Source organism: Yinghuangia seranimata, assembly GCF_029953285.1.
In the GTDB taxonomy this organism is placed as follows: Bacteria; Actinomycetota; Actinomycetes; order Streptomycetales; family Streptomycetaceae; genus Yinghuangia; species Yinghuangia seranimata.
In genome coordinates, this window is the sequence record NZ_JASAOI010000026.1 from 1 (window position 1) to 26,757 (window position 26,757).

The window sequence follows — 26,757 nt, forward strand, 5'->3', positions numbered from 1 at the left end:
GGGGGCCCGCCCTCGGGCCGGCCGGGGGCGCCGGGGGGGGGGGCCCGGCGGGGCCCCCCCCCCCCCGGGCCCCCCCCGCCGTCCCCGTCGCCACCACCCATATTCGAGTCGCTTCGCTCCACCCCTTTTGCCCGTGGTGCGAGGGCGGGGTCCGGATCAGTCCTCGGACGCCGCCGTCGGGAGCTTGTCCTGGATGAGCGCCATCACCGAGGCGTCGGTGAGCGTCTGCACGTCGCCCAGCTCGCGGTTCTCGGCGACGTCGCGCAGCAGCCGGCGCATGATCTTGCCCGAGCGCGTCTTGGGCAGCTCCGGCACGATCATGACCTTCTTGGGCTTGGCGATCGGGCCGAGCGTCGCGCCGACGTGGTTGCGCAGCTCGTCGACGATCCCCGGGTCCTCGGCGGCGGTGCCGCGCAGGATGACGAACGCGACGATCGCCTGCCCGGTGGTGGCGTCCGTGGCGCCGACGACCGCAGACTCGGCGACCTTCGGGTGCGACACCAGCGCCGACTCGACCTCGGTCGTCGAGATGTTGTGGCCGGACACGAGCATGACGTCGTCCACCCGGCCGAGCAGCCAGATGTCGCCGTCCTCGTCCTTCTTCGCGCCGTCGCCCGCGAAGTACAGGCCCTCCCAGCGCGACCAGTAGGTGTCCTTGAAGCGCTCGTCGTCGCCCCAGATGGTGCGGAGCATCGACGGCCACGGCTCGGTCAGCACGAGGTAGCCGCCTCCGCCGTTCGGGACGGGCCGCGCGTTGTCGTCGACGACCTCGGCGGCGACGCCCGGCAGCGGGCGCATCGCGGAGCCGGGCTTGGTCTCGGTGACGCCCGGGAGCGGGCTGATCATCATCGCGCCGGTCTCGGTCTGCCACCACGTGTCGACGATCGGGCAGCGGTCACCGCCGATGTGCGTGCGGTACCACATCCACGCCTCGGGGTTGATCGGCTCGCCGACCGAGCCGAGCACGCGCAGCGACGACAGGTCGAACTTCGCGGGGATGTCGTCGCCCCACTTCATGCACGTGCGGATCGCGGTGGGGGCGGTGTAGAGGATGGTCACCCCGTACTTCTGGATGACCTCCCACCAGCGGCCCTGGTGCGGGGTGTCGGGCGTGCCCTCGTACATGACCTGCGTGGCGCCGTTGGAGAGCGGGCCGTACACGATGTACGAGTGGCCGGTGACCCAGCCGATGTCGGCGGTGCACCAGTAGACGTCGGTCTCGGGCTTGAGGTCGAAGACCGCGTGGTGCGTGTAGGAGGCCTGCGTCAGGTAACCGCCCGAGGTGTGCAGGATGCCCTTCGGCTTACCCGTGGTGCCGGACGTGTAGAGGATGAACAGCGGGTGCTCGGCCTCGAACGCCTCGGGGGTGTGGGTCTCGGGCTGGGAGCCGACGAGGTCGTGCCACCACACGTCGCGGCCCTCGGTCCACGCGACGTCCTCGCCGGTGCGGCGGACGACGAGCACGTTGCGCACGTCCGGGCAGGACGCGAGCGCGTCGTCGATGGCCGGCTTGAGCGCGGACGCCTTGCCGCGCCGGTAGCCGCCGTCCGCGGTGATGACGACGCGGGCGTCGGCGTCCTGGATGCGGGAGGCGACGGCGTCGGCGGAGAAGCCGCCGAACACGACGGAGTGCGGCGCGCCGATACGGGCGCACGCGAGCATCGAGAACACGGCCTCGGGGATCATCGGCAGGTAGATCGCCACCCGGTCGCCGGCCTGCACGCCCAGCTCGGTCAGCGCGTTCGCGGCCTTGGACACCTCGCGCCGCAGCTCGGCGTAGGTGATGGCACGGCTGTCGCCGGGCTCGCCCTCCCAGTGCAGCGCGACGCGGTCGCCGAGGCCGGCCTCGACGTGCCGGTCGACGCAGTTGTAGGCGACGTTGAGCCGGCCGTCGGCGAACCACTTCGCGTGCGGCGCGTTCGACCAGTCGAGCGTCTCGGTGGGGGCGGTCGCCCAGTCCAGCCGCGCGGCCTGCTCGGCCCAGAAGCCGAGCCGGTCCGCGGCGGCCGCGTCGTAGGCGGCAGCCGTCACGTTGGCCGCCTCCGCGAGCGCGGCGGGCGGCGCGAAACGGCGCTCCTCGCGCAGCAGGTTGGACAGTGCGTCGCGGGGCTCGGATCCCTCGGCTGCGTTGCTCACGCGTCTTCCTCCGTCATACACAGACTCTTCCGGCACCTTCTCTCGGCTGTAGCGAATCAGTCACGAGGCGCGGCTGACAAGACGCCGAAAGAAATTGGTTTAGACCTCTTGGGGTGCACCGCCGTGACTCGCGGCGGTGTCCGGGCGCGCCTGTGGAGCCGGGTTGGGGGGAGCCCGGCTCCACAGGCGTCGGAACCACCCTGGTCGGAGGTGATCAGCGGCCGATGGACGTTCCATGAACGCCGCCCGGCGAGTGCGGCGGCGTGGTCGCGGTGGGGCGGGTGCGCCGGTCGATTTCTGGCATGACGTGCCGGAAATCACGCCCGCGCGGACCGGCTCACGTGGGGTCCGGGGCGGGCGGCGGCGCGTCGTCGTCCGTCGCGGCGGGCTCACCGGTCGGCCCGGCGACGTTGTTCGCCGGCGCCGGGGCGTCCTCCATCGGCTCGGCGGGCGGCTGCCCGCTGCCGCCGAGCGGCGCCGCGAGCAGACCGGGGTCGGCGCCGAAGCCGAGGAACAGCTTCGCCCACTGCCGGTCGAGGTCGGTCGGCGGCTTGCCGTCGCAGAACGGCTTGAGGCCGTTCGCGGTGTAGTGCCGCAGCAGCTCGAACACCTTGCCGGTGTCGCCGTCCTCCTCGGAGGTGTACTCGGTGCCCGGCTGGTTGCGCTGGTGCTCCTGGCAGGCCGCGGTCGGCGGCGCGGGCGCGAACGCTCCTTGGGCACCCGAGGGGCCGCCTTTGGCGCCGCCCCCGCCGCCGGACGAACACGCGGTGAGGCCGAGCAGCGCGGCGAGCAGCACGGCGGGGACGGAGGCCGCGAGCCGCCGCCGCGGCCGGGACGAGGTGGTGTGCATGGCCGTTCCTTTCCGAACGTGGTTGGGACGCGCCGGATCACCCGAACGCGGCAGGCGAGGACAACCCGCGCCACGCCAGCACCAGCCCGACCACGAGCACGAACGCAGCGGTCAGCACCGGCAGCCGGCTGACGACAGGACGGATCAGACGCAACGACCGCTCCCCGGCCCCACGCCGCCGGACCCGGTCCCGGATCCGGACGAGGACGAGTCCGGCGGCGGTGAGCACGGACGCCATCCCGAGGCCGTACGCGAGGACGAGGAGAACCCCGAACGCGGTCCGCCCGAGCGCGATGGCCCCGAGCAGTACGACGAGCGCCGACGGACTGGGCACGAGCCCACCGGCGACCCCCATCCCGACGAGCAGCCGCCGACGGGCGAGGCGGACGTGGTCGTGGTGGCTGTGGCTGTGGCTGTGGCCGTGGTCGGCGTGAGGGTGGGCATGCCTGTGGCTGTGGTCGTGGCTGTGCCTGTGGTCGTGGTCGTGGCTGTCGGCGTCGACGTGCCCACCTACCCCCGAAAGGCTGACCCGCCCCGACATCGCAACTTCGACATCCACATCGCCCGTTGAGTGGGCAGGGGGGCTCCACCGCGCGGTCGGACCACGTTCGACCCGCCCCACCCCGACCGGCTCGCGCCGCCGCGTCTCGCCGCGGTGCACGTGCCCCGCACCGTGGCTGTGCTCGTGCCCGACGCCTGCTCCTTGCCACGCGCTCCGCAGCAGGCTCACTCCGACGCCAGCGACCAGCAGGCCGCTCAGGGCCCCTAGATACGCCAGGGCGCTCTCGCCCGTCAGGGACGTCGACAGCGTCAGCGCGAGCCCCAGCGCCAGCACTCCGGCCGTGTGGGTCAGTGTCACGGTCGCGCCGACCGTGACCGCGTCGCGCACGCCCTGGCGCCGGCCGTCGGCACCCCGGACCGCGAGGTAGGCGGCCATCACGGTCTTGCCGTGTCCCGGCAGCGCCGCATGGGACGCGCCGAGGAGGAGGGCGAGCAGCACAGCCGCGACGCCGGCGCCGAGGGTCATGTGGTCGGCGCCGACCAGACTGTTGAACGCCGACTGCACCGCGCCGTACGCCCGCACGACCACGTCCGGCAGCGGTCCTGACGGTGCCGTCGGTGCGGCGCCCGCCTGGTCGTGGCCCGGGGCGGTCGCCACGTCGATCCCGCGCACGTTGAGCGGGGAGCTCAGCAGGTCCACGGGGTACGTCCGTAGTTCGTCGCTGACGCTCGTGCGCGCGACGCCGTCCGGCGGCAGAGCCACCCCGTCGCCGACCGCGGTCATCTCGCGCCACCCGACCCGGTCGGCGAGGTGCGTGGTGGCGACGCTGAGCCGGGCGGGCCGGTCGAGTGCGGCCGGGGCGGTCAGTCGGCATTCCGTGCGGGTGGTCGGCAACCCTCCGCTGCCACGAGGCTGTTCGGCGTGCGCGGAGACGAGCGTCCATGCCGACGCTCGCCCGTCGACGGTGATCCGCAGGTCGTGCGCGATCTCCTCGCAGCCGGTTCGCGCGTACGCCGCCAGCTCGGCCGTCGACGCGGTGCCGTCGTGGTCGGTGTCGAGCCGCCCGCGCGCCTGGAGTGTGGGCAGTTCCGCCTCGTCGAGGACGGCGAAGTCGTCCACCCGGTCGGGGTGCACGGTCAGCCCGTGGTACTGGTTCACGCTCAGGTTGCCCATCGGGTGCGCCGACGCCGTGCCCGCGCCGAACGCCAGTTGCCCGGCCGCGAGGACGAGCGCAGCGAGCCCGACCAGGCCCAGTCGTCGGGGAGCGAACGCCCCATCGCGCTTTCGGTCTTCGCGACCACGACGATTCGCATGCGCCGCGCGCCCGGTCGTCCTCACGCCGCACCTCCGGAGCCGCTCGCCGCCAGCGCGGCCTTGATGTCCCGCAGGTGCCCCAGCGGCAGCGGGTCGTGCCAGCCGCCCGCGACCGCGCGTTCGGCGTACGTCAGCGCTTCCGCGTCGCGTCCGTTGCGGTGCAGCGCCCATGCGAGCGCATCGGCCACGAACACGGCCTGTCTGCGCCCCCATTCGGCCTGGGCGCGGCGCAGTGCCTCGGCGGGGTCGCCGTGGTCGGCCTCGAACTGGGCGCGGGCCAGGTCGTCGCTCGCGCCGTTCGCTTCGAGGAGCCGGAAGGACGCCGCGACCAGGTCGAACTGGGCGCGCGCGGCGTCCGGTCGGCCTGCCGCGTCGAGGAGTTCGCCGTACTCGACGAGGAACTGCGGCAGGGGGAGTGCGGCGGTGGCCGCGGCGTATTCGGTGAGCGCCTCGTCGCGGCGCCCGAGCGCTGCGAGTGCCGCCGCACGCCCGGCGCGCAGTGCGGGATTGCCCGGCGCGGCGGCGAGGCCCGCGTCGAAGTGCGCGAGGGCGCCGCCCGGATCACCCGCGCGGCGGGCGAGTTCGCCGAGGTAGCGGCGGCAGTAGGCGGTCTCGTCGGGTGTCGCGGCGATCTCCAGCGCGCGTTCCAGCGCGGTGCGGGCGTCGTCGGTGGCGCCGCGCAGTTCGAGGTCGTAGCTGGCCCGCGTGAAGGACGCGACGGACGGCCGCAGGTCGAGCATGCGCTGGATCGCCGCGGTGGCCTCGTGGGCCGCGCCGAGCTGGGTCAGCGCGTCGCCGAGCGTGCCGTAGACCGCGGCGTTGTACGGGGCGGCCTGCGCCGCCCGGTCGGCGAACCCGCGGGCCGCGCCGAAGTCGTGCCGGGCGTTGGCGAGTGCGGCCATCCCGACGAGCGCCGGAGCGTACGCGGCGGAGCCTTGCGGCGCGTGGGCGAGCGCCCGGGTGAGTGCCTCTTCGGCACGCGGGTAGTACGCCGGATCGCCGGTGGAGCGGGCCTGTTCGACGTACGCGGTGCCGAGCGCCGCGAGTGTGTCCGCGTCGTCGGGCCGGGTCCGCAGCCGCGCCTGCGCCGCCGCGATCACGGCCTCCAACGAGCCTCGCCCGCTCGTCGCGTCCGGCGCCGCGAGCGGCACGGCGGCGGCGCGCGCCGGCGACCCGCCGTCACCGTGCCGGGCGACCAGCACCGGCACACCGATGAGCACCCCGGCCGCGACCACCGACGCCGCGGCAAGCCGTACTCGTCGCAGATTCCTCATCACACGTCCCCCAAGGGAAGGCCGGCCCGCGGTCCCCGGGGCGGCGGCAGGCCGCCGCCCCGGACCGCGTCCGGGAAAGACCCGGATCCGGTGTCCGCCCGTCAGCCCTTCGGGAGGGCGCGGTTGACCGGCCAGTACTCCGGCAGTCCGACGTACGGGAACGACCCGCCGAAGCCCTTGTTGTTGGCGTCGACCATGTCGCCCTTGGCCAGCGCGGGGACGATCTGCCCGGTGGCCGCGGCCCCTTCGAGGGCCTGCAGTTCGATGTCGACGACGTCGTCGGACAGCCGCCGCCCGTTCGGGAAGCCGCCCAGGTCGCCGCCCAGGACGCCGAGCCGGTTGGGCTTCGCGGTCGGCGGGATTGCCGTGTTCAGCCGCAGTTCCTCGGCGGGCACGACCTTCTTCGGGTCGACGTCCTTGTTGAGCAACTGCGAGTTGAGGTCGGCCTTGATCGGCCCGTTGGCCGCGTTGGCGATGCCGGTCAGGAAGATCTCGACGAGGTCGGCGCGCGGCGCGGCCGGCGCCTTGAGGCCGTAGATCTTCTCGATGAGCTGCGGCACCTCGGGGTTCTGCACGCGGTCGACCAACTGCGGGACGGTCGCGTCCTGGTCGGGCCGCAGCGCGTTGAACCGGTCCTTGAGCGCGGCCGGCACGACGACCTCGTTGACGAGCGGGTTGCCGAGCCGCGAGACCTGCACGAACTTGCCCCAGTCGCGGTTCTTCCCGTCGTCCGTGACGATGTCCATCCCGCGCCGCTCGGTGGTGCTCCACACGCCGATGACGGGGTTGCGGGCGGCGTCGCCGTTGAGCGCGAGCGCGTTCTTGGGCAGTTGCAGCACAAGGGTGTTGACGTTGTAGCCGGCGACGGTGTCCTGCCCGACCTCGGTGAGGTTGCCGCCGTACAGCAGGTCGAAGACGCGCAGGTCGAGGAAGAACGGGTCCTCGGTCTGCCCGGCGAACGCCTTGCCGCCGCCCTGCACGTCGGTGACCGCGGCGTCGCGCAGCCCCTGGTAGTCGGGCATGGAGGCCTTGCCGACGTTGGACGGCGCGGCGACCGCGTTCTGGACGATCGTGCGCGGCGCCTTGCCGGGCCGGATCTCCTGCACGGTGTACGTCTGCCGGAACAGCAGGTTCTCGTCGTCGAGCGAGGTGACGGGGCCGTTGTTGTAAAGGAACGTCGACGTCCCGCGCTTGTCCTGGTTCTGGAAGGTGAACCGGTAGGTGACGTCGGGCTTGCCGTCGCCGTCGGAGTCGATGTTGAGGTTGTAGCGGGCGTCGGCGGCGAACGGGTAGAAGTTCGGCCCGCCGTTGGGTTCCTCGAACGGAATGAAGTTGGCGACCAACGTGACCGTGTCGGTCTTGTCGGGGCTGACGAACGCGTAGACGTCGGTGTTGTCGAGCTGCGGGCTGGTCGCGATCAGCGGCGCCTCGCGGTGGCTGGACGCGTGGGCCCGGCCGGGGCCCGGCACGGCGGCCACGCCGGCGGCGAGGAGCGCGCCCGCGCCGAGGACGGCGACGGCGCCGCTCCCGCGACGACGAACGGCCGTGCCGGACGAAGTCGTTCGGGACGTGCGGTTTCTGCGGGCGGTGCGCGTGCTGCGGCTCATGGACGTGTCCTTCGGTCCTGGGACGGCTCCGCGCCCGCCCCGGATCGGGGCGGGCGCGGATCTGTCAGGTCGGACCGGGTCCCCGGTGTCGTCCCGCCACGACGTCTGCAGCCGTCTCGCGTGGCGGTGCCTGTGAATCCACCCCTGCTTCGGAGCGGAACGGCCCGGGGTTGGGCCTGGTTTCCCGGAATTCTCCGGGCGGCCCGGGAAGGGTCACGCCAAGGTGTGCTCCGGCTCCGGTTCCGCCGCGGTCTCGGCCACCGCGGCGGTCGGCGCGTCCACAGGTTCGAACGCCCCCGTGGCCGGGTCGTGTACGTACATCTGCGCGGCGCCGATGTCGAAGTACAGGCCGAACAAACGCAGTTGCCCGTCCTCGACGGCCCGGTACACGACCGGGTGGCCGAGCAGGTTGTCGAGCTGCTGCAACACGTTCGTCAGGCACAGCTGTTCGAGGGGCGCGGGCGCGTAGCCGGACAGCGTCGGCGCGGGGCGTGCGAGGAACCGGTCGACGCTCGGCTTGCCGTGGGCGAGCCAGCGCCGCAGGTGCGGCGTGTGCTCGGGAGCACCGTCGCCGCCGTCGCCCTCCGATTCCTCAGCGGCGGCGTCCGCTTCCGCTTCCGCGTCGAGGCTGCCCAACAGGGCCTGCATCGCGCCGCATCCGGAGTGCCCGCACACGGTGATGCTGCGGACGCCGAGCACGGACACCGCGTACTCGATGGCGGCGCCGACCGACGCGTCGTCGACGGGCGGTTCGGGCGCGTGCGCGGTGCCGTGGGCGTCACCGTGCGCGTGATGCGCGTGGTGCGGCACGAGGTTCCCCACATTGCGCACCGTGAACAGGTCGCCCGGGCCGCTCGCGGTGATCAGGTTGGGCACGATCCGCGAGTCGGCGCAGGTGATGAACAGCTGTGCGGGGTTCTGCCCTTCGATCGCGAGTCGTTCGAGGAACGGCTGGACGAGCGGCGCGGTGCGCAGCTGGAACTCGCGCGTCCCCGCGACCAGCGGGTGCGCGGGCGGGCGGCCGCGCCGCGGGTGCAGCCGCTGCCAGTGCCACCACGGCGCGAACCAGCGTGCGGACGGGGTGGGTCCGACGCGGCGCACGCCCGCGGGCCGGTTCAGGCCTTCGGCGGCGCGTCCGTAGTGGTCGTCGTGGATCTCCTCGATCTCGACCTGCCCGCCGCGCGCGACGTACGCGGTGCGCCACGTGTGTACGGCCTCGAACGCGGCCTGGTCGAGGTAGTCGACGGTCAGGTCGAGGACGACGTGCTCGCCGGGCGGCAGCTTGTCGAGCGCACGGGAGAGCCTGGGCACCGAGAGGAACGTCAGCGAGCCCTGCACGATGACGTGGAACGCGCCGTCGCGGAGGACCGTGCGCACCGTGCTGCGGCTGAGCCGCGCGAGGGCGATGGCCACCGCGACGACGACGCCGAGCGCGACGCCTTCCAGCACGCCCGCGGCGACGACGCCCGCCACCGTGACGACGTACACCGGGAATTCGCGGTGCCGGTGCACGTGCCGGATGTGGGCGCGGTTGACCATCTGGACGCCGACGACCATGACCAGCGCGGCGAGCGCCGCGAGCGGGATGCGTTCGACGAGGAAGCCGAGCAGTCCGGCGAACAGCAGGATCCAGCAGCCGTGCAGGATCGCGGAGGCGCGGCTGTGGGCGCCGGCCCGGATGTTCGCGGTGGAGCGCATCGCGCCGCCGGACACCGGGAAGCCGCCGAGCATGCCGGACACGACGTTGCCGAGGCCCTGCGCGGCGAGTTCGCGGTCGAGGTCGGAGCGCGGGCCGTGCTGGAGCCGGTCGGTGGCGACGGCGGACAGCAGCGATTCGACGGCGCCGACGACGGCGACCGTGACGACGGCGGTGACCAGCGCCGCCCAGCCGATCCCGGTCGGTGACGCGGGGAAGGCGACGGCCGCCGTCGGCAGGCTGATCCGCGAGACGTCCATGCGGCCCGCCGCCACCAGCAGCGTGGCGAGCGCGACGGCGACCAGCGGTCCCGGAACGCGGCGCAGCGCGCGGAGCACCGGCCGTTCGGGGTTGGGCAGCAGCGGCCAGGCCAACAGCGCGGCGACGGTCACCAGCCCGACGACGAGCTCCGGCGTGCGCAACGTGGCGAACTGCTCCGGCAGTTGCCGCAGGTTGGCGAGTGCCGAGCTCTGCGGCGACCCGCCGAGGACGACGTGGAGCTGCGCGATGGCGATCACGATGCCGATGCCGGCGAGCATCCCGTGCACGATCGCGGGGGAGAGGGCGAGTGCTGCGCGGGCCACTTTGGCGAGGCCGAGGAGCACCTGAAGTACACCTGCCAGCACGGTGATCGCGCAGGTGACGCGCCATCCGTAGGTCTGCACGAGCCCGGCGACGACCACGGTCAGTCCCGCGGCGGGGCCGCTGATCTGCAGTGGTGCGCCGCCGAGTGAGCCGACGACGATGCCGCCGACGACGGCCGCGACGATGCCGGCGGTCAGGGGTGCGCCGGCGGCGAGGGCGATGCCCAGTGACATGGGGATCGCGATCAGGAAGACGACCAGGGATGCGCCGAGGTCGCCGCGAATCTGGGGGAAGCGCGCTGCCGCGCGCGTCGTGAGGCTCATGGTCCCGTCTCCTCCGAGTCCTGCGGGGGTGTGGCGGGGGGTGACGCCTTGTGGGCGGAACGCCAAGACTGCGCTAAGTAGTGTTTACGCTACCGTCAGCTTCTCATAGTGAAACGGTAAAAAGCTCCGTCAAACGGGTGAAAGGGTGACGTCGCTCGTGCCCCGTGACCTTCTGCGACCCGGTCAGTTGTCACTGAGAGCTGTGTGGCCAGCGTCACGGCGGGCCGGGCGTCCCTTCCTGGATTCGTCGGGTAAACGGCGTTAGTCGTGTATGGGCCATGCAACCGACCGACCGCGTCGTGCGTGTGTATGAGCAGGTAGTCGCGCCAGATCCGTCCAGGAGCGCGCGGTCTCGTCTATCTAGAGGTGAACTGTGCGTTCTGTCCGGGGTGCCGCCGTCCTCGTGGTCGTGGCGGTGTTGGCCGCCATAGGCTTCGTCGTCTTCGCCAAGGACGGCGGCAAGGATTCCAACGCCTCGCCGACGAAGCACTCCGGCCCGGCGCCGGACCCGAGTTCCTCCTCCGCGAGCGGCGGTCCGCGCAAGGAAGTCCCGATCGGCGACGGCTCCACCGCCGACACCGGCCCGCAGCCCAACCAGCCGAAGACCGAGAAGCTCAAGCCGGGCGAGAAGCCCCCGCAGTTCGTGGTCTTCTCCTGGGACGGCGCCGCGGAGATGGACGGCGTGAACCTCGTCACCCGCTTCCGCAAGGTCGCGCGCGAGAGCAACGCGTACATGACGCTCTTCCTGTCCGGCATCTACGTGCTGCCGGAGTCGAAGAAGGCGCTGTACCAGGGCCCGCAGCACGGCGTCGGCGCGAGCGACATCGAGTTCCTCTACGACAAGAACGAGAAGGCGACGATCAAGGCGATCCGCGACGCCTGGCTCGAGGGCGACGAGGTCGGCACGCACTTCAACGGCCACTTCTGCGGCGCCAAGGGCGGCGACCACTGGTCGGTCGACGAGTGGAAGAAGGAGATCGACCAGGTCTACTCGTTCGTGCAGAACTGGCGGACCAACTCCGGCTGGACCGACGTCCCGTCGCTGCCCTTCGACTACAAGAAGGAGCTCATCGGCGGCCGCGCCCCGTGCCTGGAGGGCCAGAAGACCCTGATCCCCGCCGCCAAGCAGTACGGATGGCGCTACGACGCCAGCTCCAAGGGCGGCAACCAGGTCTGGCCGAAGAAGATCGACGGCCTGTGGGACCTGCCGCTGCAGTCGCTGCCGTGGCCGGGCAGCCCCACCAAGACGCAGCTGTCGATGGACTACAACATCATGGCTGAGCAGACCAACGCCAAGAAGGACGCGCCCAAGGAGCAGTGGGACGCGCTGCGCAAGCAGGCCACCGACTTCTACCTCGGCGGCTTCAACCGCGCCTACACCACCAACCGCGCCCCGCTGTTCATCGGCAACCACTTCGAGACGTGGAACGGCGGCGTCTACATGGACGCGGTCGAGAACACCATGCGCACGGTGTGCAAGAAGGACGGCGTGCGCTGCGTCTCCTTCCGGCAGTTCGTCGACTGGCTCGACGCGCAGGACCCCGCGGTCGTCGCGAAGCTGCAGGGCCTCGGCCTCGGTCAGACCCCCGCGGACTGGGGGACGGTCACCGGCGGTTCGGGCGCGCCCGTCCCGCCGGCCGGCTCCGCTCCGTACATCAACCCGCCGGCCCGCAAGGAGTAGCCGGGCGTTGTCGCCGGACGAGTGAGGGCGGGCCCGCTTGGCGGGCCCGCCCTTTCGCATGCGTACCGGCTGTGGTCAGGTCCGGGACGCGAGGGCCTGCGGGCCGAGCGTGAACTCGGGGTCGACCTGCGTCGTCAGGTCGACGCCGGTGCGCGAGTTCGCCCAGCTGTGCGCGTTCTTGACGTGGAACTCGACCATCTGGTCGGTGTAGCGCCGCCAGTCGCGCGTCTCGTGCGTCGCGTCGACGGCCTCGCGCATGCGTTCCAGCGCGGCGTGGTTGTCGGGCTCCAGTGCCTCGAACTCCGGCGCGCGGCCCTTCTCGATGTCCCGCACGAAGTCCGACTGCCCGGCCCAGGTCAGCAGGTCGGCGCCGACGTGTTCGCGCAGGAACGCCAGGTCGTCGGGGCCCTGCACCTTGTTGCCGACGACGGCGAGCTTGATGCCCCAGTCGCGCGCGTACTCGCGGTACTGGCGGTAGACGCTGACGCCCTTGCGGGTCGGCTCGGCGACCAGGAAGGTCACGTCGAAGCGGGTGAACAGGCCCGACGCGAAGGCGTCCGAGCCGGCCGTCATGTCGACGACGACGTACTCGCCGGCGCCGTCGACGAGGTGGTTGAGCAGCAGTTCGACCGCGCCGACCTTGGAGTGGTAGCAGGCGACGCCGAGGTCGCCCTCCTGGAACGGGCCGGTCGCCATGATCCGGATGCCGCTGCAGCAGCTGCCGACGGGGCGGCGGCACGCGTCGTAGATCGGGTTGTCCTCGTCGAGCGTCAGCAGCCGCGAGCCGCGCCCGGGCGGCGTGGTCTTCACCATCTCGTCGGCGGACGCGATGCGCGGGTTGTGGCTGCGCAGGTACTCCTTGATCAGCGGGAGGTGCCCGCCGAGCGGCGGGATCGCGGCCGCCCGTTCCTCGGTCAGGCCGAGCGCGACGCCGAGGTGCTGGTTGATGTCCGCGTCGATGGCCAGCACGGGCAGCCGCGCGGCGCCGAGGTGGCGGACGAACAGGGAGGAGAGGGTGGTCTTGCCGCTGCCGCCCTTGCCGACGAACGCGATCTTCACGATGGCTGCCCTTCCGAGCGGCGGGCGGTCACGGCCGTCCCGCCCTGTCGAGATTGACAATCGTTTTCGACAAGGATCATCGGTTGCGGTGCGTGCCCGCGTCAAGTCGGAGAGTGATGTTCCGGTGTCCCTCGGTCACCGGAACCGGCGTGCGGAGGCTTGCCGCGAGGTGCCCGCCGCACGGATCTCAGGGGGCGTGCGCGCGGCCCCACGCGGGCGCGTAAGGTCGGCCGGGTGAGCACCGGAACCGCACCCCACGACCCGTTCGCCGCCATCGCGGCGCTGCCCGGCGTCCCCGAGGCGGTCGAGGACGCCCGCAAGGCCGTCGACGGCCTACTCGGCCACCGCACCATGCGCCGCCGCAGCCCCGAGATCAGCGCCGAGTCCGCGCTGCGCGGGGCGCGTGCCAGCGCCGCGCTCGAAGGCGCCGACTGGTCGCTCGAAGAGGTCCGGCGACGCACCGACTACTCGCACACCGACGATACCGAGGCGGGCATCGTCGGCGGCGCGCTGCGCGTGTCCGCCGAGTACGGGACGCTCGTCGACGTGTGGCGGCGCAGTCCCATCCAGGTGCTGGCGCGCCTCCACATGGTCGCGGCCGCCGACGCCGTCCCGGCCGACGAGCTCGGCCGGCCCCGGCTCGCCGGCGAATCCGTCGCGGTCCGCCCCGACCCCGGCCCGCTGCCTTCCGCCGACGAGGTCGCCGCGCGCCTCGACGGCCTCGCCCGGCTGCTGCTCGTCCCGAGCGACGCGCCCGCGATCGTCGTCGCGGCCATCGTGCACGGCGAGATCCTCGCGCTGCAGCCCTTCGTGTGGGGCAACGGCCTGGTGGCGCGGGCCGCGCAGCGGCTGGTGCTGATCGACCGCGGACTCGACCCCAAATCGGCGGTGGTGCCCGAGGTGGGACACCTCGACCAGGGGGCCGACGCCTACGAGAAGGCCCTGCGCGCCTACGTGTCCGGCACCGGCGACGGCGTCGCCGAATGGGTGCGGCACTGCGCGGAAGCCGTCACCCTCGGCGCGCGCGAAAGCGTCGCGGTGTGCGAGGCGGTCATGCGCGGCATGTGAGCCGCGGCCGGTGCGGCCGGCGCAAAAATGGGCGGCGCCCACGGGGAGGACGCCGCCACTTTTGGCACTTCCATCGGGGTACCAGTGCGTGCACCGTGTTGACGGCCGGCCCGGAACGAAGTCCGGAGGTCCGGCGCGTTCGGCCCCTACGAGGGTCGGTCGCGCGTGGGTTCCCGATGTCCGTGCTCGGTCCGTGTGGCCGTCTGCCTCGGTGGAGCTTTCACTCCCCCCGGAGGCGGTCCCGCGGGCCGTTGATCCCCTTTCTACTTGCTCGCCGAAGTCAGCGGAACCCCCCGCCCAAGATCTTTACCTTTCGGGTCGAAGGTGATGGATCGGGCACGGATCATGTCCGGACCGGACAACGAAACGCCGGGATTCGGCGGAACCCGCGCGGGACTTCCGCCGGACCCCGCCGACCTCGTGCGAGCGGTCCTCAGCGGCGCCGCTTCGCCGCGTACCAGACCAGCCCGGCCGCCGCCGCGCCCGCGGTGAGCGCCGTCGCGGCCAGCACCGAACGGGACGGCACCGGCAACGACGGGACCCGCTGGCGCAGTTGAACCGGCCGGTTGAACGTCAGCACCGGCCAGCCGCGCGCGACCGCCTCGCGCCGCAGACCCCGGTCCGGGTTCACCACGTACGGGTGGCCGACCTCCTCGAGCATCGGCAGGTCGGTGACCGAGTCGCTGTACGCGTACGAGCGCGACAGGTCGTACTTCTCGGCCTCGGCGAGCTCGCGCACCGCGGCGGCCTTGTTCTCCGCGTACGCGTAGAACTCGATCTCGCCCGAGTAGCGGCCGTCCTCGACCACCATGCGGGTCGCCACGACGCGGTCGGCGCCGAGCATCTCGCCGATGGGCTCCACGACTTCGGCGCCGGACGAGCTGACGATCACCACGTCGCGGCCGGCCGCGTGGTGCTCCTCGATCAGCGACGCCGCCTCGTCGTAGATCAGCGGGTCGATCAGGTCGTGGAGGGTCTCGGCGACGATCTCGCGTACCTGCTGCACGTCCCACCCGCGGCACAGCGCCGACAGGTACTCGCGCATCCGCTCCATCTGGTCGTGGTCCGCGCCGCCGACGAGAAACACGAACTGCGCGTAGGCGCTCTTGAGGACGGCGCGCCGGTTGATCAGGCCGCCCTGATAGAAGGATCTGCTGAACGCCAGGGCGCTCGACTTGGCGATGATGGTCTTGTCGAGATCGAAGAACGCTGCGGTCCGCTTCGGTACGTGGTTTTCCACGTTGTCGAGGATAGGCCCCACCATTCGGCGTAAACTCAGGCATGCGGGTTTGCCCGAGAAGCCTCTCGGGTACATCCTGGAAGCCACGGATCGTTCTGCGACCGTGCTAACCCGGTCCGGCTCCTCCCCCCCCGAGTCGGCCGTGGAGACGACCCCCGCTCTCCCCCCCGGCGGGGGTCGTCGCTTGTCCGCGTGGCTTTCCGGCAGGGAGTACGTACCCAGCGCCGCGACCTGCGATGCCTCGTTCCGCTTACGGGCTCCGGGCGGCCTGTGGCCGGTCTTACGGGGGTGGTTCGCGGTTCGTCGGGGATTTCCGGTTTCCCGGGGGAAGCGACAAGTTCCGGCGCGTTCTGACGAGTTCCGGCAGCTTCCGGCAACTTCCTTCGGTTTTCCCTGAGTTGGCCGCGGACTTGGCTGCGCGGTCGGTGGTGTCGGATGTCCGGTTCGCACTGTGGCCGGGTGTAGGCGCTTGTGTACGGGGGGTTCTGCGATTTTCGTCACTCCGCGCTCGCATAACCACTCGATCGCTTCGTCCTCATCGCTCGTTCGGGTGATTTCGGTATCCACAGGAGTCGCGTTATCCACAACTTTGCGGCGGAGAACCCGGGTTGGCCGCGGACCCCGGTCGCGGTGGGGCATGGTTGATCCGACCCCTTCGGGAGGCCGCAGAGACCCGGCTCCGAGCACTCGGACCGGAACCATGTGGCCATTGACGATGTGAACGCGCGCGGCGGCCCCGGCCCCGCGACTTGCCCGACCTCCCGAGCACATCCAGGCCCGCCCGCGCCCCGCGCGCCGGCCGGTCCGCCCGCAGGGAGGAACCGCCATGTCTCCGCCGCCCTCGCCGCCGTCCTTCCCCAGGACGCCCCGGCCGCCGGGCCCGCCCCGCCCGCTGCTGGTCACCGCCGACGCGCACATGCTCGACGCACTGCTGCGGCTGTGCGCCGCCACCGGCATCGAGCCCGAGGTGTACGTCGAGGCGGGCGCCGCCCGCGCGGCGTGGACCGCCAGCCCGCTCGTGATCGTCGGCGACGACGTGGCGGACGACGCGGTGCGCTGCGGCCTCCCGCGCCGCGACGACCTGGTGCTGCTCGGCTCCGACCTCGACGACGCCGAGGTGTGGCGGCGTGCCGTCGCCGTCGGCGCCGACCACGTGGTCTTCCTGCCCGACGCGGAGACCTGGCTGATCGACCGGCTGGCCGACGTCGCGGACGGGGCCTCGGCGACCGCCCTGTCCGTCGCCGTGATCGGCGGCCGCGGCGGCGCCGGCGCGAGCACCCTCGCCGGCGCCCTGGCCGTCGGCGCCGCACGCCGCGGCCGGAACACCGCGCTGGTGGACGCCGACCGGTTCGGCGGCGGCATCGACATCCTGCTCGGCGGCGAGACCGAGACCGGCCTGCGCTGGCCCGACCTGACCGGCGCCCGAGGCCGCGTCGACGGCGGCGCCCTGTCCGCCGCCCTGCCCCGCCTGCACGGCCTCACCGTCCTGTCCTGGGACCGGGGTTCACCCGCCGACGTGTCGCAGGACGCGGTCCGCGCCATCGTCGGCGCCATCCGCCGCCGGCACGAGGTCGTCGTGGTCGACATGCCCCGCCGCCCCGACCCCGCCGCCGAAGAGGCCCTGGCCCAATGCGGCACCGCCCTCGTCGTCATCCCCGCCGAACTCCGAGCGATCGCCGCCACGGCGCAGATCGTCGCCCTCTTCCGCCCCACCGTCCGCGACCTGCGCGCCGTGGTCCGCGGCCCATGGCCCCTGGGCCTGACCTCCACAGAGATCGCCGCCAACGTAGGACTCCCCCTGGCCGGCGAACTCAAGCCCGAACCAGGCCTCGTCGACTCCACCGACCGCGGCAAACCCCCAGGCGACCGCCCCAAAGGTCCCCTAGCCCGCTTCTGCCGCGCGTATTGGGACGAGGCCACACCCGAGACGGCAGCGGCATGAGGGGCGGGCGTGTGACGGGCCGACGTGTGCGGCGCCGTTGCCACCTTGGCGCGGAGCGGGCGCGACCGGCCCGTGCCCGACGCCGAGCCGGAAGCGCCGAGCGCTGTGACCAGGCCGTCAGACACGGCGGCCGATCCGGCCCGCGTGCGAGCCGGCGCATGCTGCCGCGGCCTGGATACGGCCGCCACGGGACGGGCTGGTGGGTGCGGGCCTGTTCCCGCGTCGGCGCGGAGCGGGCGCGTCTGGCCGACCGGTCCTGCCCGCACATGGCCCACCCGGTGCCACCCCTGTACGGCGGCTGCCGCGCGACGAACTGTCGGGTGCGGCGTTGCTGCAACGCGGGCGGGGAACGAGTGCGACGGCCTGGTCGATCACGCCGGCGTGCGGTCCGTCCTTTGCCTCTGCCGCCGTTCCAGCGGGCGGCGTTCGCGCCCTAGGGCGCCCTGCGTGCCTCCCCGCCGACCGACCTTCCCCACCGATGACCTTCCGCGGTACGGGCCTTCCGCGTCGCTGACCTTCCAGGGATTCCCCGGCCCGTCCGTCGGCCGGTCCTGCGGCCGCCCGCGCGCCCGCCTGTCTCTTCCGGATTCGTCACCTCGTCCTGCACCCGACCGCCGTTCAGGAGCCCCACCCATGAGCACCACGTCGCGACTTCGCCCTGCCGTCCACGCCCCGACGTCCACCCGGCGTCGTCGTCATGTGCCCCGCTCCAGCCTCAGGCGCCCATCCGGCCCCGCAGGCCTCGATGAGCCTCCACACCAGTCGACCTGACGTCACCTCGTCCCGCACTCGATCGTCGTTCAGGAGCCCCACCCATGAGCACCACATCGCGACTTCGCCCCGCCGTCCCCGTCCCGGGCGTCTACCCGGCCGCGCCGTCACTCGCTCCGCTCCCGCCTCAGGCGCCCATCGCGCCTCCGCGGCCGGCGGCACCACCGCCGGTGCCGCCGGCCCCGGCGCCCACTCCGGCGCCTGCCCAGCCGCCCGCGCGGCCTCCGGGGCGACCTCCCGTCGCACCACCCGCGGGCACTGATCAACAGTCGGGCGAGCCGCAGCTCGATCCACAGCTTGTGGAAGACGTACGGGCACGGCTTGCCGCCGACGGGAGCGAACCGACGCACGCCGCGGTCGCCGAGGCGGTCAGGGCTGCCGGACGAGTACTTGGCGACGCCGCAGTGCTCGCCGTATTACGCGCGCTCCGTTCGGAGATCGTCGGCGCCGGTCCGCTCGACCCCCTGCTCGCCGACCCTGAGACGACCGACGTCCTGGTCAACGCGTTCGACGAGGTCTGGGTCGATCGAGGCGCGGGCCCACAGCGCGCACCGGTGACGTTCCCGGACGACGCCGCAGTGCGTCGGCTCGCCCAACGGCTCGCGAACACCGCCGGCCGCCGCCTCGACGACGCGTCGCCGTACGTCGACGCGCGGCTGCCCGACGGGACACGCCTGCACGCCGTCCTCAAACCGATCGCCGTGCGCGGCACCTGTCTGTCACTACGCGTTCCGCGCCGGACCGCGATGGGCCTGCCCGACCTCGTACGCGCCGGGGCGCTCGCCCCCACCTGTGCGGACCTGCTGCGCGCCGTCGTGGCGGCCAGGGTGGCGTTCCTGGTCTCCGGTGGCGCCGGGACCGGCAAGACCACACTGCTGGGCGCCCTGCTCAGTACCGCGCATCCCGCCGAACGCCTCGTCCTCATCGAGGACTCCGCCGAGCTCAACCCTCGGCACGCACACGTCGTGCGGCTCGAGTCGCGTCCGCCCAACATCGAGGGCGCGGGGGAGGTGACACTGCGGGACCTCGTCCGCCAGGCGCTGCGGATGCGCCCGGACCGGATCGTCGTGGGCGAGGTCCGCGGGGCCGAAGTCACCGAACTGCTGGCAGCGTTGAACACGGGCGCGGAAGGCGGCTGCGGCACGGTGCACGCGAACTCGGCCGAGGACGTCCCAGCCCGTCTCGAGGCGCTGGCGGCCACAGCAGGGCTGACCCGGGACGCGCTGCACAGCCAACTCGCGGCCGCGCTCGACGTCGTGGTGCACCTCGTGCGCGACCGCGACGGCCTGCGCCGGATCGCCGAGATCCACGTCCTCGACCGCGACCCGACCGGCCGGGTCCGACCCGTCCCCGCACTGATCATGGAACGTTCCACCTCACCCCGCCCGGGCCCCGGCTACGCCCGCCTGTGTGCGCTGCTGACGGGCTGGTGGCGCCCATGAGGTCCGTCGATCGGCCCCGAGGCCCACCAGGCTCATGACGGCGCGCCGGAGCCCGGCCAAACGCGGAGAGCACGGCCCCAGGAAGGTCGGCAACATGCCCCGGCCACCTACCTGGGGCGGTGCCCCGCCGGATACCGGCTCGGGGCGGTGCTGTGCGCCCTGCTGGGTGCCGGCTCGTGGGCGGTGGCCGGGCCGGTTGCGCGGCCGGGTTGCCGAAACCGCCGGGCTGCGCTCGGTGATGGCGTCACCATCGCCGTCAGTCCGGCCTCAGCGACGAAGTAGTCCTGGCCGACGGCCGCGCAGATTGCGCGGTACCTGCGCCAGGCCGCGACTCGATCACGGAGGCATCGTCGGCGCCCCGGGCGCGTCCTGCGCGGACGCCCGTCGGGCCGCGCGGTCGGCGGCGCCGTGCCCCAACCTCAACCGTCTCGTGGGTACTTCCCGCCGTGACGCGCCACATCTGCCGCAGCGTGCTCGACGCGGACTGCGCGCCGATAGGCGTCCCGTCCAGCGGCTGGCGCGAGCAGGCCGTGTGTTCGAACTCGTGTCGGACAGGCCGCGTCGTGCTGAGCCAAGCCTTGGCGGCCTTCCTTCGTGCCGTACATGGGAAGGCTCCCCAGCCGTCGGCTGGGGAGCGGCGCGAGGAGGGCCGCCAGGCCTGGCTTACTCCCCGGTCAGAACTCGTACTCGGCGTACTTGGAGGACGCCGGGCCATGACGACCTCCTATGAAACACCGCGGGGCGCGCTGACACGCGTCGTACACCTGCCCGTTCGCCAGCCCCCGCGCCCAACCCCAGTCGCCCCGCGCGCACTTCATGGCCTGCCACGCCACATGCGCCGCAGTGCGCGCACCGGTGACCACATTCCATTCCCCGTCCCACAGACCTTGGGAGGACCCGTGCCTGACCTGCTGCTTCCTCATTCACCTTCCCTCGCGGCCGTGGCCGCACCGGCGTTGGTGGCCGTCGCGATCCTGGTTGCCGGCGCGCGGGCCGGGCGGACCCGGGTCGGAGCCATCGCCGTCGTGAACTCCGCGAACCGGAAACGCGACTCACCATCGGCTCCAGCGGAGCTGCGGGTCCGCGTGGTGGCCTGGTCGGCTGATCCCGGAGTGCGTACCGCGGCCGTGGTGCTCGCCGCCACTGGGGTGACCGCGTTCGCGTTGTGGTCGCCCGTCGCAGCGCTGCTGGGCCCGCCTGCCGCCATCTATGCCGCACGGCGACGGCGGCGTGCCCAGGCGCGACGGGACGCCGACCGGGTCCGGGCCGAGGCCGCGGACCTGGCCGGCGCGATGGTCGCCGAACTCCGCGCCGGGCAGCCCGTCTTCGAGGCCTTCACCCTCGCCGCGGGGACGCTCGACGGGCCGATGCGCGGCCTGCTGGTCGAGGCCGTTGCCGTGGCCCGTGTCGGCGGGGACATCCCGGCCGCGTTGACCCGGACCGCGTCCGCGCCCGGCGCGGAGGCCCTCGCCCGCGTGGCCGCCTGTTGGCGGGTCGCGGCCGAGCGCGGCGCAGGCTTCGCGACCGCCCTTGACCGCGTCGCCGCGGGCCTACGCGCCGAGGAGGCCGGGCGCGGCGAGCTGACGGCCGAGCTTGCCGGGGCACGCTCGACGGCCCGACTCCTCGCTGGACTGCCGCTGTTCGGTGTGCTCCTCGGCACCGGGATCGGTGCCCACCCGACCGATGTCCTCCTACGAACTCCGCTGGGCGTCCTGTGTCTCACCCTCGGCCTTGCGCTGACGGCTGCGGGACTCACCTGGACCGACCGCATCGCCGACCACGCGTGCAGGGGGTGGTGACGGTGCCTCGCCGCATCCCTGGCGCGGCACCGCAGGCAGTGTCGGGACGGGACGCCGGACCCGACAACGAGCGCCCAGAGACCCGTTCGCGGCCTGCCGTTGGCGTGCCGCCGTCGTGGAGGTGTCCACGACCCGCGGCCCTCTCGGGGCGCGCGAGGTGGGGTTCACAGCCTGCCGGAGGTGTGGGGGCGTTGTGGCTGTCGCAACTCCTGGCGCTCTCGGGGTGCGCGAACTCGCGTTCGCATACCGCCGGACATGTGTCGTTGCCGTCGCGACCTCCACGATCCGCGGGCCCGCGAGGCTGTGCGATCAAGCGCCCATGGCCTCTCAGGGCGATGCCATCGGCATTTTGGCTACCCGCACTGCTCTCCAGGCGTGGTCCCGATGGCTGATCCGACCGGTATGCCGGACACGGCCGTCGTCGGGCTCTGCGTGGCCTCGGCCGGGCTGGCCGGGTGGTTCGGGGTGCCGATTGGACGTACGCCGCGCGGGCTCGGCGTCGGCTCGGTGCCATTGACCGATCCGAACCCCGGGCCACAGACGTCCGGTCCGCGTTCGCGGCGTCGTGCGGCGGCCGGGTTGTGCGGGCTTTCGGCCGCCGTCCTGGTCGGCGGCCCGGCGGGGCTGCTGGTTGGCGCGGTCCTCGCGCCGCTCGTCGCCCGCTGGCTCGCCGGCCGTGCTCCGGCAGGGGAACTTCGTCGCCATGCCCGGCTGGTTGCGGATCTGCCGACCGCCGCCGACCTGCTGGCGGCGTGCCTGCTCGCGGGTGCGACGCCGGTCGACGCGGTGGCCACCGTCGCGGATGCCGTCGGCGGACCGCTCGGTGACGAACTGCGGTCGGCGTCCGGCGCGGTCCGGCTCGGCGCGGACCCGGTCCGCGCGTGGTCGGAACTGGCTCGGCACGGTGAACTCGCCGCACTGGCCCGTGCCCTCGCCCGCTCAGGCGACGGCGGGGCACCGCTCGCCGAACGCGTCGCCCGGCTCGCCGACGAGGCCCGCGAGCGGCAGCGGCGCCAACTGACCGCCGTCGCACGCCGCACCGCCGTGCGCGCGACCGTGCCGCTCGGCGTGTGTTTTCTGCCCGCGTTCCTGTGCGTGGGCGTGGTGCCCGTCGTCGTGGGCCTCGCCGGCCCTCTGCTCAACCCTGGCTGAAATCCGGCCCTGCGGCGGCCTCCAAGCCGCTCCAAAGCCTCCCGAGCCCGTCCTGCCATCCGTACGAACACCTGACTGTCGAAGGAGACGTCATGTCCGCGAACCCCACCGCCCCGCCCGCGATCCGACAGCGGATCGGCCGCCGTGCGCACGTCGTCCTGGTCCGTCTAGGGCGTGCCAGCCGTGACGAATCCGGCATGTCGACGGCCGAATACGCCGTCGGCACCGTCGCGGCTGTCGCGTTCGGCGGCGTGCTCTACAAGGTCGTCACCAGCGACTCGGTGATGACCGCGTTGAGCGGGATCATCGGCAAGGCGCTCAATGCGTCGTTCTGACCGGCGCCGTACCCGCAGGATCCGGCCACGGCGCGACGCCGGTTACGTGACGGCCGAAACCGCCGTCGTGCTGCCGGTCCTGGTCCTGTTCGTGCTGGGGCTGACCCTGGCCGTGCTCGCGGTCGTGGCCCAGATTCGGTGCGTGGACGCCGCCCAGGCCGGTGCCCGCGCGGCGGCGCGGGGCCAGCCGCCCGACGCCGCGACGGCGGCCGCGCTCGGCACCGCGCCTCGGGGCGCGCGTACCGAACTGGTCGCCGAGGACGGGCTGGTCCGGTTCACCGTCACGGCCGACGCCCGGCTGCCGGGCCTGTGGTCCGCGGTGCACATCCCGGTCCGGTACTCCGCCGTCGCCGTCGACGAGGCGGTGCCGCCGTGACCAGGATGCGGGCGCCCCGGCCCGACGGCGCCATGACCCGGCGGCGCAGGCGGTGCCGTCCCGGCGGTGCGGTCGGGGCTGCGGCCACAGCCGTCCGCCGACCCGACTCCGGCTCCGCGACCGTGTGGGCGGCGGTCTGGGCGCTGGTGCCCGTCTGGGCGGTCCTGGTGGTGCTGGCTTACGGCGGCGCGGTCGGTGCCCGGCACCGGGCTGCCTCGGCGGCCGATGCCGCGGCACTGGCCGCCGCCACGCAGGCCGGGCTCGGCGCGGCGGAGGCCGAGGCCTGCGCCGCGGCGGGACGACTCGCCGAGCGGCACCGGGCGGTGCTGGTGGGGTGCACGGTGCGGTCCGGGTTCGCGGACGTGGTCGCGGAGGTCCGTCCGGTGCGCCCGCTCGACCGCTTCGGCGCCGCCCGCGTACCGGCGCGCGCCGGACCACGCTGACGGCGCACGGCCCCGTGCGGGTGGAGTCGTCCGACCAGGTCCGACACGGCGTGTCCCGCCCGCTTTCCGATCGTTGGCTCAACTCGAACGAACACCGTTCAGTCGTCCGGACTCTGACGGGCGCTCAGGCCGCGCGGACCCGCGCCTGACGCCCTGACCGGTGCGCGCAGGGTCGCACGGGGGTCGGCCCCGCACCGCGCACCAACCCCGTCCCGGGCCGCCGCGCCACCCCGCCGCGACCCGGGACGGCCCCGAACCGGCCCCGCCGCGCCTGTGCGCGGACGGTCTCCGCGACCCGCCTACTCGCTCCTCCGCGCCCTCTAGTGCTCTGACCGCTACGGTTCGCCGGGTCGAGAGGTAGGACCGGAGTGTTCGTCGAGATCGTGTTCGTGGGGCTGCCGATCGATCGTGACGAGGTCGAGGAGGCTCTCGAGGCGGCGTTCGAGCTCGACGGCGAGGTCACCGGCGCGGGCAGCGGTATGGGTCGCTCCATCTCGACCTCGAGCTCGCGCCGGACTCCGACCCTGCTGCGGCCCTGGAGCGGCTTCGGGCGGTGCTGTCCGAGCTGGGGGTCGCGGACTGCGCGACCTTGAACGTCAGTGAGTGACCGGGCCACGATTCGCGCTCGTCCGCCCCAGCGCCGGCTGGCGCGCCACGCTCCACGGCTGGGCGTCGCTCTCGGCCCCGTCCAGGGCTACCACCCGCCGCACCGTCCCGCCTCGTCCAAGCCCTCGGTCGAGCGCCGCTCTCGGCCCGTCCGGACCTACTCCGGCCGGCCCCGTAGCAGGACTCCCAGGAGCCGCACTGCTCCCGCCTTGTCGAGGGGGTGGTTGCCGTTGCCGCATTTGGGGGATTGGACGCAGCTCGGGCAGCCGGATTCGCATTCGCAGGCCGCGATGGCCTCCTGGGTTGCGGAGAGCCAGCGGGGGGCCGTGGCGTAGGCGCGTTCGGCGAAGCCTGCGCCGCCCGGGTGGCCGTCGTAGACGAAGACCGTCGGGAGGCCGGTGTCCGGGTGGAGGGCTGTGGAGACGCCGCCGATGTCCCAGCGGTCGCAGGTCGCGAACAGGGGCAGGAGGCCGATCGAGGCGTGTTCGGCGGCGTGGGCGGCGCCGGGGAGTTCGGAGTCGTCGAGGCCGGCCTCGGCGACCTGGTCGGGGGTGACGGTCCACCACACGGCGCGCGTGCGCAGGGAGCGTTCCGGGAGGTCGAGGCGGTGTTCGCCGAGGACTTCGCCGGTGACGATGCGGCGGCGCTGGTAGGACACGACCTGGCTGGTGACCTCGACCGCGCCGAAGTGGAGGCGGGCCGCGCCCCAGTCCTCGGACCTGACCTCTTCCAGCACCCGGATGTCGGTCTTCTCGCGGGCCGACGTCGTCCAGTCGGGCGCGGCGGGCCGGACGAGGGCGACGGCGTCTTCGAGGTCGAGGTGGACGACCACGAAGGTCTCGCCCTGGTGCAGGTGGATCGCGCCCTGGTGGACGGCGCTGTGCGCGGCCGCCCCGTCGACGGTCCCCAGCACGCGGCCGGTGCCCTCCTCGACCACGCGCACCGCCTGTCCGCCGGCGCCGCGGATGTCGGTCAGGTCCGTGGCGCGTTCGGGGCTGGTCCAGTACCAGCCCGTGCTGCGTCGGCGCAGCAGGCCGCGTCGTTCGAGGCCGGGGAGCAGCGGGGCGGCGACCGGGCCGAAGAGTTCCAGGTCGGCGTCCTGCAGTGGCATTTCGGCGGCGGCCGCGCACAGGTGGGGCGCGAGCACGTAGGGGTTGTCGGGGTCGAGGACGGTGGCCTCGACGGGGCGGTCGAAGAGTGATTCGGGGTGGTGCACGAGGTAGGTGTCGAGCGGGTCGTCGCGGGCGATGAGGACGGCGAGCGCCTCCTGGCCGGAGCGTCCGGCGCGGCCGGCCTGCTGCCACAGGGAGGCGCGGGTGCCGGGGTAGCCGGCGAGGAGGACCGCGTCCAGGCCGGAGACGTCGACACCGAGCTCGAGGGCGGTGGTCGCCGCGACGCCCATCAATCGGCCGTCGTGCAGTGCGCGTTCGAGGTCGCGGCGTTCCTGCGCCAGGTAGCCGGCGCGGTAGGTGGCGACCCGGTCGGCGAGCCCGGGGTCCATGCGGAGGAGCTGGTCGCGGGCGATGACGCGGACGACCTCGGCGCCGCGCCGGGAGCGGACGAAGGCGATGGTGCGCACGCCGTCGGCGACGAGGTCGGCCAGCAGGTCGGCGGCCTCGGCGGTCGCGGTGCGGCGTACGGGGGCGCCGCGCTCGCCCTTGAGGTCGGTGAGCGGCGGCTCCCACAGCGCGAAGGTCAGGCCGCCGCGCGGCGAGGCGTCGTCGGTCACTTCCACCACGTCGCCGTCGGGCACGCCGATGAGCCGGGCCGCCGAGCCGCCCGGGTCGGAGACGGTCGCGGAGGCCAGCACGAAGACGGGGTCGGACCCGTAGCGCAGGCAGATCCGGCGCAGTCGGCGCAGCACCTGCGCGACGTGCGAGCCGAAGACGCCGCGGTAGGTGTGGCACTCGTCGATGACGACGTACTTCAGCGTTTTGAGGAACGCCGACCACGTGCGGTGTCCGGGCAGCAGCGAACGGTGCAGCATGTCCGGGTTGGTGAGGACGTACGACGCGTGGGCGCGGGTCCAGCGGCGTACTTCGGTCGGCGTGTCGCCGTCGAAGGTCGCCGCGCGGACGGCGGAAAGCCCGGTTCCGGCGCCGCGCAGCGCGTCCACGGCCCGGAGTTGGTCCGCTGCGAGTGCTTTTGTCGGAGAAAGATAGAGCGCGGTGGCACCACGTCCGTTCGGAGCCCGGGTACCCTCCAAGAGGGCGGTGAGTACCGGCAGCAGGTAGGCCATGGACTTGCCCGATGCGGTGCCGGTCGCCAACACCACGGACCGGCCCGACACGGCGGCCGATGCGGCATGCGCCTGGTGTTCCCAGGGGTGGTCGATACCGGCCGCCCGAAAAGCGTCCACGACTTCCGGGCGCGCCCAATCGGGCCACACGGTGGGCCTGCCCTCGCGAGGGGGTATCCGCCGAACGTGGGTCACTCGATCAGGTTGCGCGCGGACCGCAAGGAGGCGGCCCAACAGGGCTTCCTGAGAGTGTGGATTGGGCGACATCGGGCACCAGTCTCGCATCGAATGTCGTGGGATTCATCGTCCTGTAGCGC

Annotated in this window: 19 protein-coding genes; 10 read left to right on the forward strand and 9 right to left on the reverse strand. The window is 73.1% G+C overall.

What is annotated here, in order from left to right:
* Positions 1-156: 156 nt before the first annotated feature.
* From acs to QI554_RS17365, 6 genes are all read right to left on the reverse strand, one after another.
* Positions 157-2,136, reverse strand: coding sequence for an acetate--CoA ligase (gene acs, locus QI554_RS17340; protein ID WP_281470894.1), 1,980 nt, complete (start codon positions 2,134-2,136; stop codon positions 157-159).
* A 337-nt stretch (positions 2,137-2,473) separates the two neighbouring features.
* A complete protein-coding gene (locus QI554_RS17345; protein WP_281470896.1) occupies positions 2,474-2,986 on the reverse strand; it encodes a hypothetical protein in 513 nt (170 codons plus the stop codon).
* A 37-nt stretch (positions 2,987-3,023) separates the two neighbouring features.
* The gene (locus tag QI554_RS17350) at positions 3,024-4,826 is read right to left on the reverse strand and encodes an urease accessory protein UreH domain-containing protein (protein ID WP_281470897.1); all 1,803 of its coding nucleotides are present in this window, start codon (positions 4,824-4,826) and stop codon (positions 3,024-3,026) included.
* Positions 4,823-6,076, reverse strand: coding sequence for a tetratricopeptide repeat protein (locus QI554_RS17355; RefSeq protein ID WP_281470898.1), 1,254 nt, complete (start codon positions 6,074-6,076; stop codon positions 4,823-4,825). The genes QI554_RS17350 and QI554_RS17355 overlap by 4 nt, the downstream gene beginning before the upstream one ends.
* A gap of 101 nt (positions 6,077-6,177) precedes the next feature.
* Complete coding sequence (locus QI554_RS17360) at positions 6,178-7,683, reverse strand: DUF4331 domain-containing protein (protein ID WP_281470899.1); 1,506 nt, start codon at positions 7,681-7,683, stop codon at positions 6,178-6,180.
* A gap of 213 nt (positions 7,684-7,896) precedes the next feature.
* A complete protein-coding gene (locus tag QI554_RS17365; protein WP_281470901.1) occupies positions 7,897-10,287 on the reverse strand; it encodes a SulP family inorganic anion transporter in 2,391 nt (796 codons plus the stop codon).
* A gap of 373 nt (positions 10,288-10,660) precedes the next feature.
* On the opposite strand from QI554_RS17365, the gene QI554_RS17370 reads away from it, so the two are divergent.
* The gene (locus QI554_RS17370) at positions 10,661-11,968 is read left to right on the forward strand and encodes a polysaccharide deacetylase family protein (RefSeq protein WP_281470903.1); all 1,308 of its coding nucleotides are present in this window, start codon (positions 10,661-10,663) and stop codon (positions 11,966-11,968) included.
* 75 nt (positions 11,969-12,043) lie between these two features.
* Here the strand turns inward: QI554_RS17370 and QI554_RS17375 are convergent, their stop codons facing one another.
* Positions 12,044-13,027: an ATP-binding protein gene (locus tag QI554_RS17375; RefSeq protein WP_281470905.1), complete on the reverse strand. Its 984-nt coding sequence runs from the start codon at positions 13,025-13,027 to the stop codon at positions 12,044-12,046.
* A gap of 234 nt (positions 13,028-13,261) precedes the next feature.
* On the opposite strand from QI554_RS17375, the gene QI554_RS17380 reads away from it, so the two are divergent.
* Positions 13,262-14,095 carry a Fic family protein gene (locus QI554_RS17380; protein WP_281470907.1) on the forward strand — a complete coding sequence of 278 codons (834 nt, stop codon included), beginning with the start codon at positions 13,262-13,264 and terminating at the stop codon, positions 14,093-14,095.
* A gap of 433 nt (positions 14,096-14,528) precedes the next feature.
* Here QI554_RS17380 and QI554_RS17385 read toward each other — a convergent pair whose 3' ends face one another.
* Entirely contained in the window at positions 14,529-15,347 is an 819-nt protein-coding gene (locus QI554_RS17385) for an HAD family hydrolase (protein ID WP_281471037.1), read from the reverse strand.
* An 814-nt stretch (positions 15,348-16,161) separates the two neighbouring features.
* On the opposite strand from QI554_RS17385, the gene ssd reads away from it, so the two are divergent.
* The 8 genes from ssd to QI554_RS17425 all read left to right on the forward strand — a co-directional run bounded on the left by ssd (position 16,162) and on the right by QI554_RS17425 (position 24,188).
* Entirely contained in the window at positions 16,162-17,277 is a 1,116-nt protein-coding gene (gene ssd / locus QI554_RS17390) for a septum site-determining protein Ssd (protein WP_281470909.1), read from the forward strand.
* Positions 17,278-18,347: 1,070 nt separating this feature from the next.
* Entirely contained in the window at positions 18,348-19,490 is a 1,143-nt protein-coding gene (locus QI554_RS17395; RefSeq protein WP_281470910.1) for a TadA family conjugal transfer-associated ATPase, read from the forward strand.
* A 941-nt stretch (positions 19,491-20,431) separates the two neighbouring features.
* Positions 20,432-21,289, forward strand: a complete 858-nt coding sequence (locus QI554_RS17400; RefSeq protein ID WP_281470911.1) for a type II secretion system F family protein — start codon at positions 20,432-20,434, stop codon at positions 21,287-21,289.
* A gap of 384 nt (positions 21,290-21,673) precedes the next feature.
* Positions 21,674-22,441 carry a type II secretion system F family protein gene (locus QI554_RS17405; RefSeq protein ID WP_281470913.1) on the forward strand — a complete coding sequence of 256 codons (768 nt, stop codon included), beginning with the start codon at positions 21,674-21,676 and terminating at the stop codon, positions 22,439-22,441.
* A gap of 92 nt (positions 22,442-22,533) precedes the next feature.
* Positions 22,534-22,776, forward strand: a complete 243-nt coding sequence (locus tag QI554_RS17410; protein ID WP_281470914.1) for a DUF4244 domain-containing protein — start codon at positions 22,534-22,536, stop codon at positions 22,774-22,776.
* 46 nt (positions 22,777-22,822) lie between these two features.
* The gene (locus QI554_RS17415; RefSeq protein ID WP_281470917.1) at positions 22,823-23,152 is read left to right on the forward strand and encodes a TadE family type IV pilus minor pilin; all 330 of its coding nucleotides are present in this window, start codon (positions 22,823-22,825) and stop codon (positions 23,150-23,152) included.
* A 5-nt stretch (positions 23,153-23,157) separates the two neighbouring features.
* The gene (locus QI554_RS17420; protein ID WP_281471039.1) at positions 23,158-23,595 is read left to right on the forward strand and encodes an Rv3654c family TadE-like protein; all 438 of its coding nucleotides are present in this window, start codon (positions 23,158-23,160) and stop codon (positions 23,593-23,595) included.
* Positions 23,596-23,963: 368 nt separating this feature from the next.
* Positions 23,964-24,188 (forward strand): hypothetical protein, encoded by a 225-nt coding sequence (locus QI554_RS17425; RefSeq protein ID WP_281470918.1) that lies wholly within the window; start codon positions 23,964-23,966, stop codon positions 24,186-24,188.
* Positions 24,189-24,358: 170 nt separating this feature from the next.
* Here QI554_RS17425 and QI554_RS17430 read toward each other — a convergent pair whose 3' ends face one another.
* Positions 24,359-26,725 (reverse strand): DEAD/DEAH box helicase, encoded by a 2,367-nt coding sequence (locus QI554_RS17430; RefSeq protein WP_425528000.1) that lies wholly within the window; start codon positions 26,723-26,725, stop codon positions 24,359-24,361.
* Between the last annotated feature and the right edge of the window lie 32 nt (positions 26,726-26,757).

Bases quoted from the DNA above. Each gene is read 5' to 3' on its own strand.
- QI554_RS17430 (WP_425528000.1), bottom strand. From the start codon at position 26,725: ATGCGAGACTGGTGCCCGATGTCGCCCAATCCACACTCTCAGGAAGCC.
- QI554_RS17355 (WP_281470898.1), bottom strand. From the start codon at position 6,076: ATGAGGAATCTGCGACGAGTACGGCTTGCCGCGGCGTCGGTGGTCGCG.
- QI554_RS17360 (WP_281470899.1), bottom strand. From the start codon at position 7,683: ATGAGCCGCAGCACGCGCACCGCCCGCAGAAACCGCACGTCCCGAACG.
- QI554_RS17345 (WP_281470896.1), bottom strand. From the start codon at position 2,986: ATGCACACCACCTCGTCCCGGCCGCGGCGGCGGCTCGCGGCCTCCGTC.
- QI554_RS17410 (WP_281470914.1), top strand. From the start codon at position 22,534: ATGTCCGCGAACCCCACCGCCCCGCCCGCGATCCGACAGCGGATCGGC.
- QI554_RS17420 (WP_281471039.1), top strand. From the start codon at position 23,158: ATGCGGGCGCCCCGGCCCGACGGCGCCATGACCCGGCGGCGCAGGCGG.
- ssd (WP_281470909.1), top strand. From the start codon at position 16,162: ATGTCTCCGCCGCCCTCGCCGCCGTCCTTCCCCAGGACGCCCCGGCCG.
- QI554_RS17405 (WP_281470913.1), top strand. From the start codon at position 21,674: ATGGCTGATCCGACCGGTATGCCGGACACGGCCGTCGTCGGGCTCTGC.
- QI554_RS17365 (WP_281470901.1), bottom strand. From the start codon at position 10,287: ATGAGCCTCACGACGCGCGCGGCAGCGCGCTTCCCCCAGATTCGCGGC.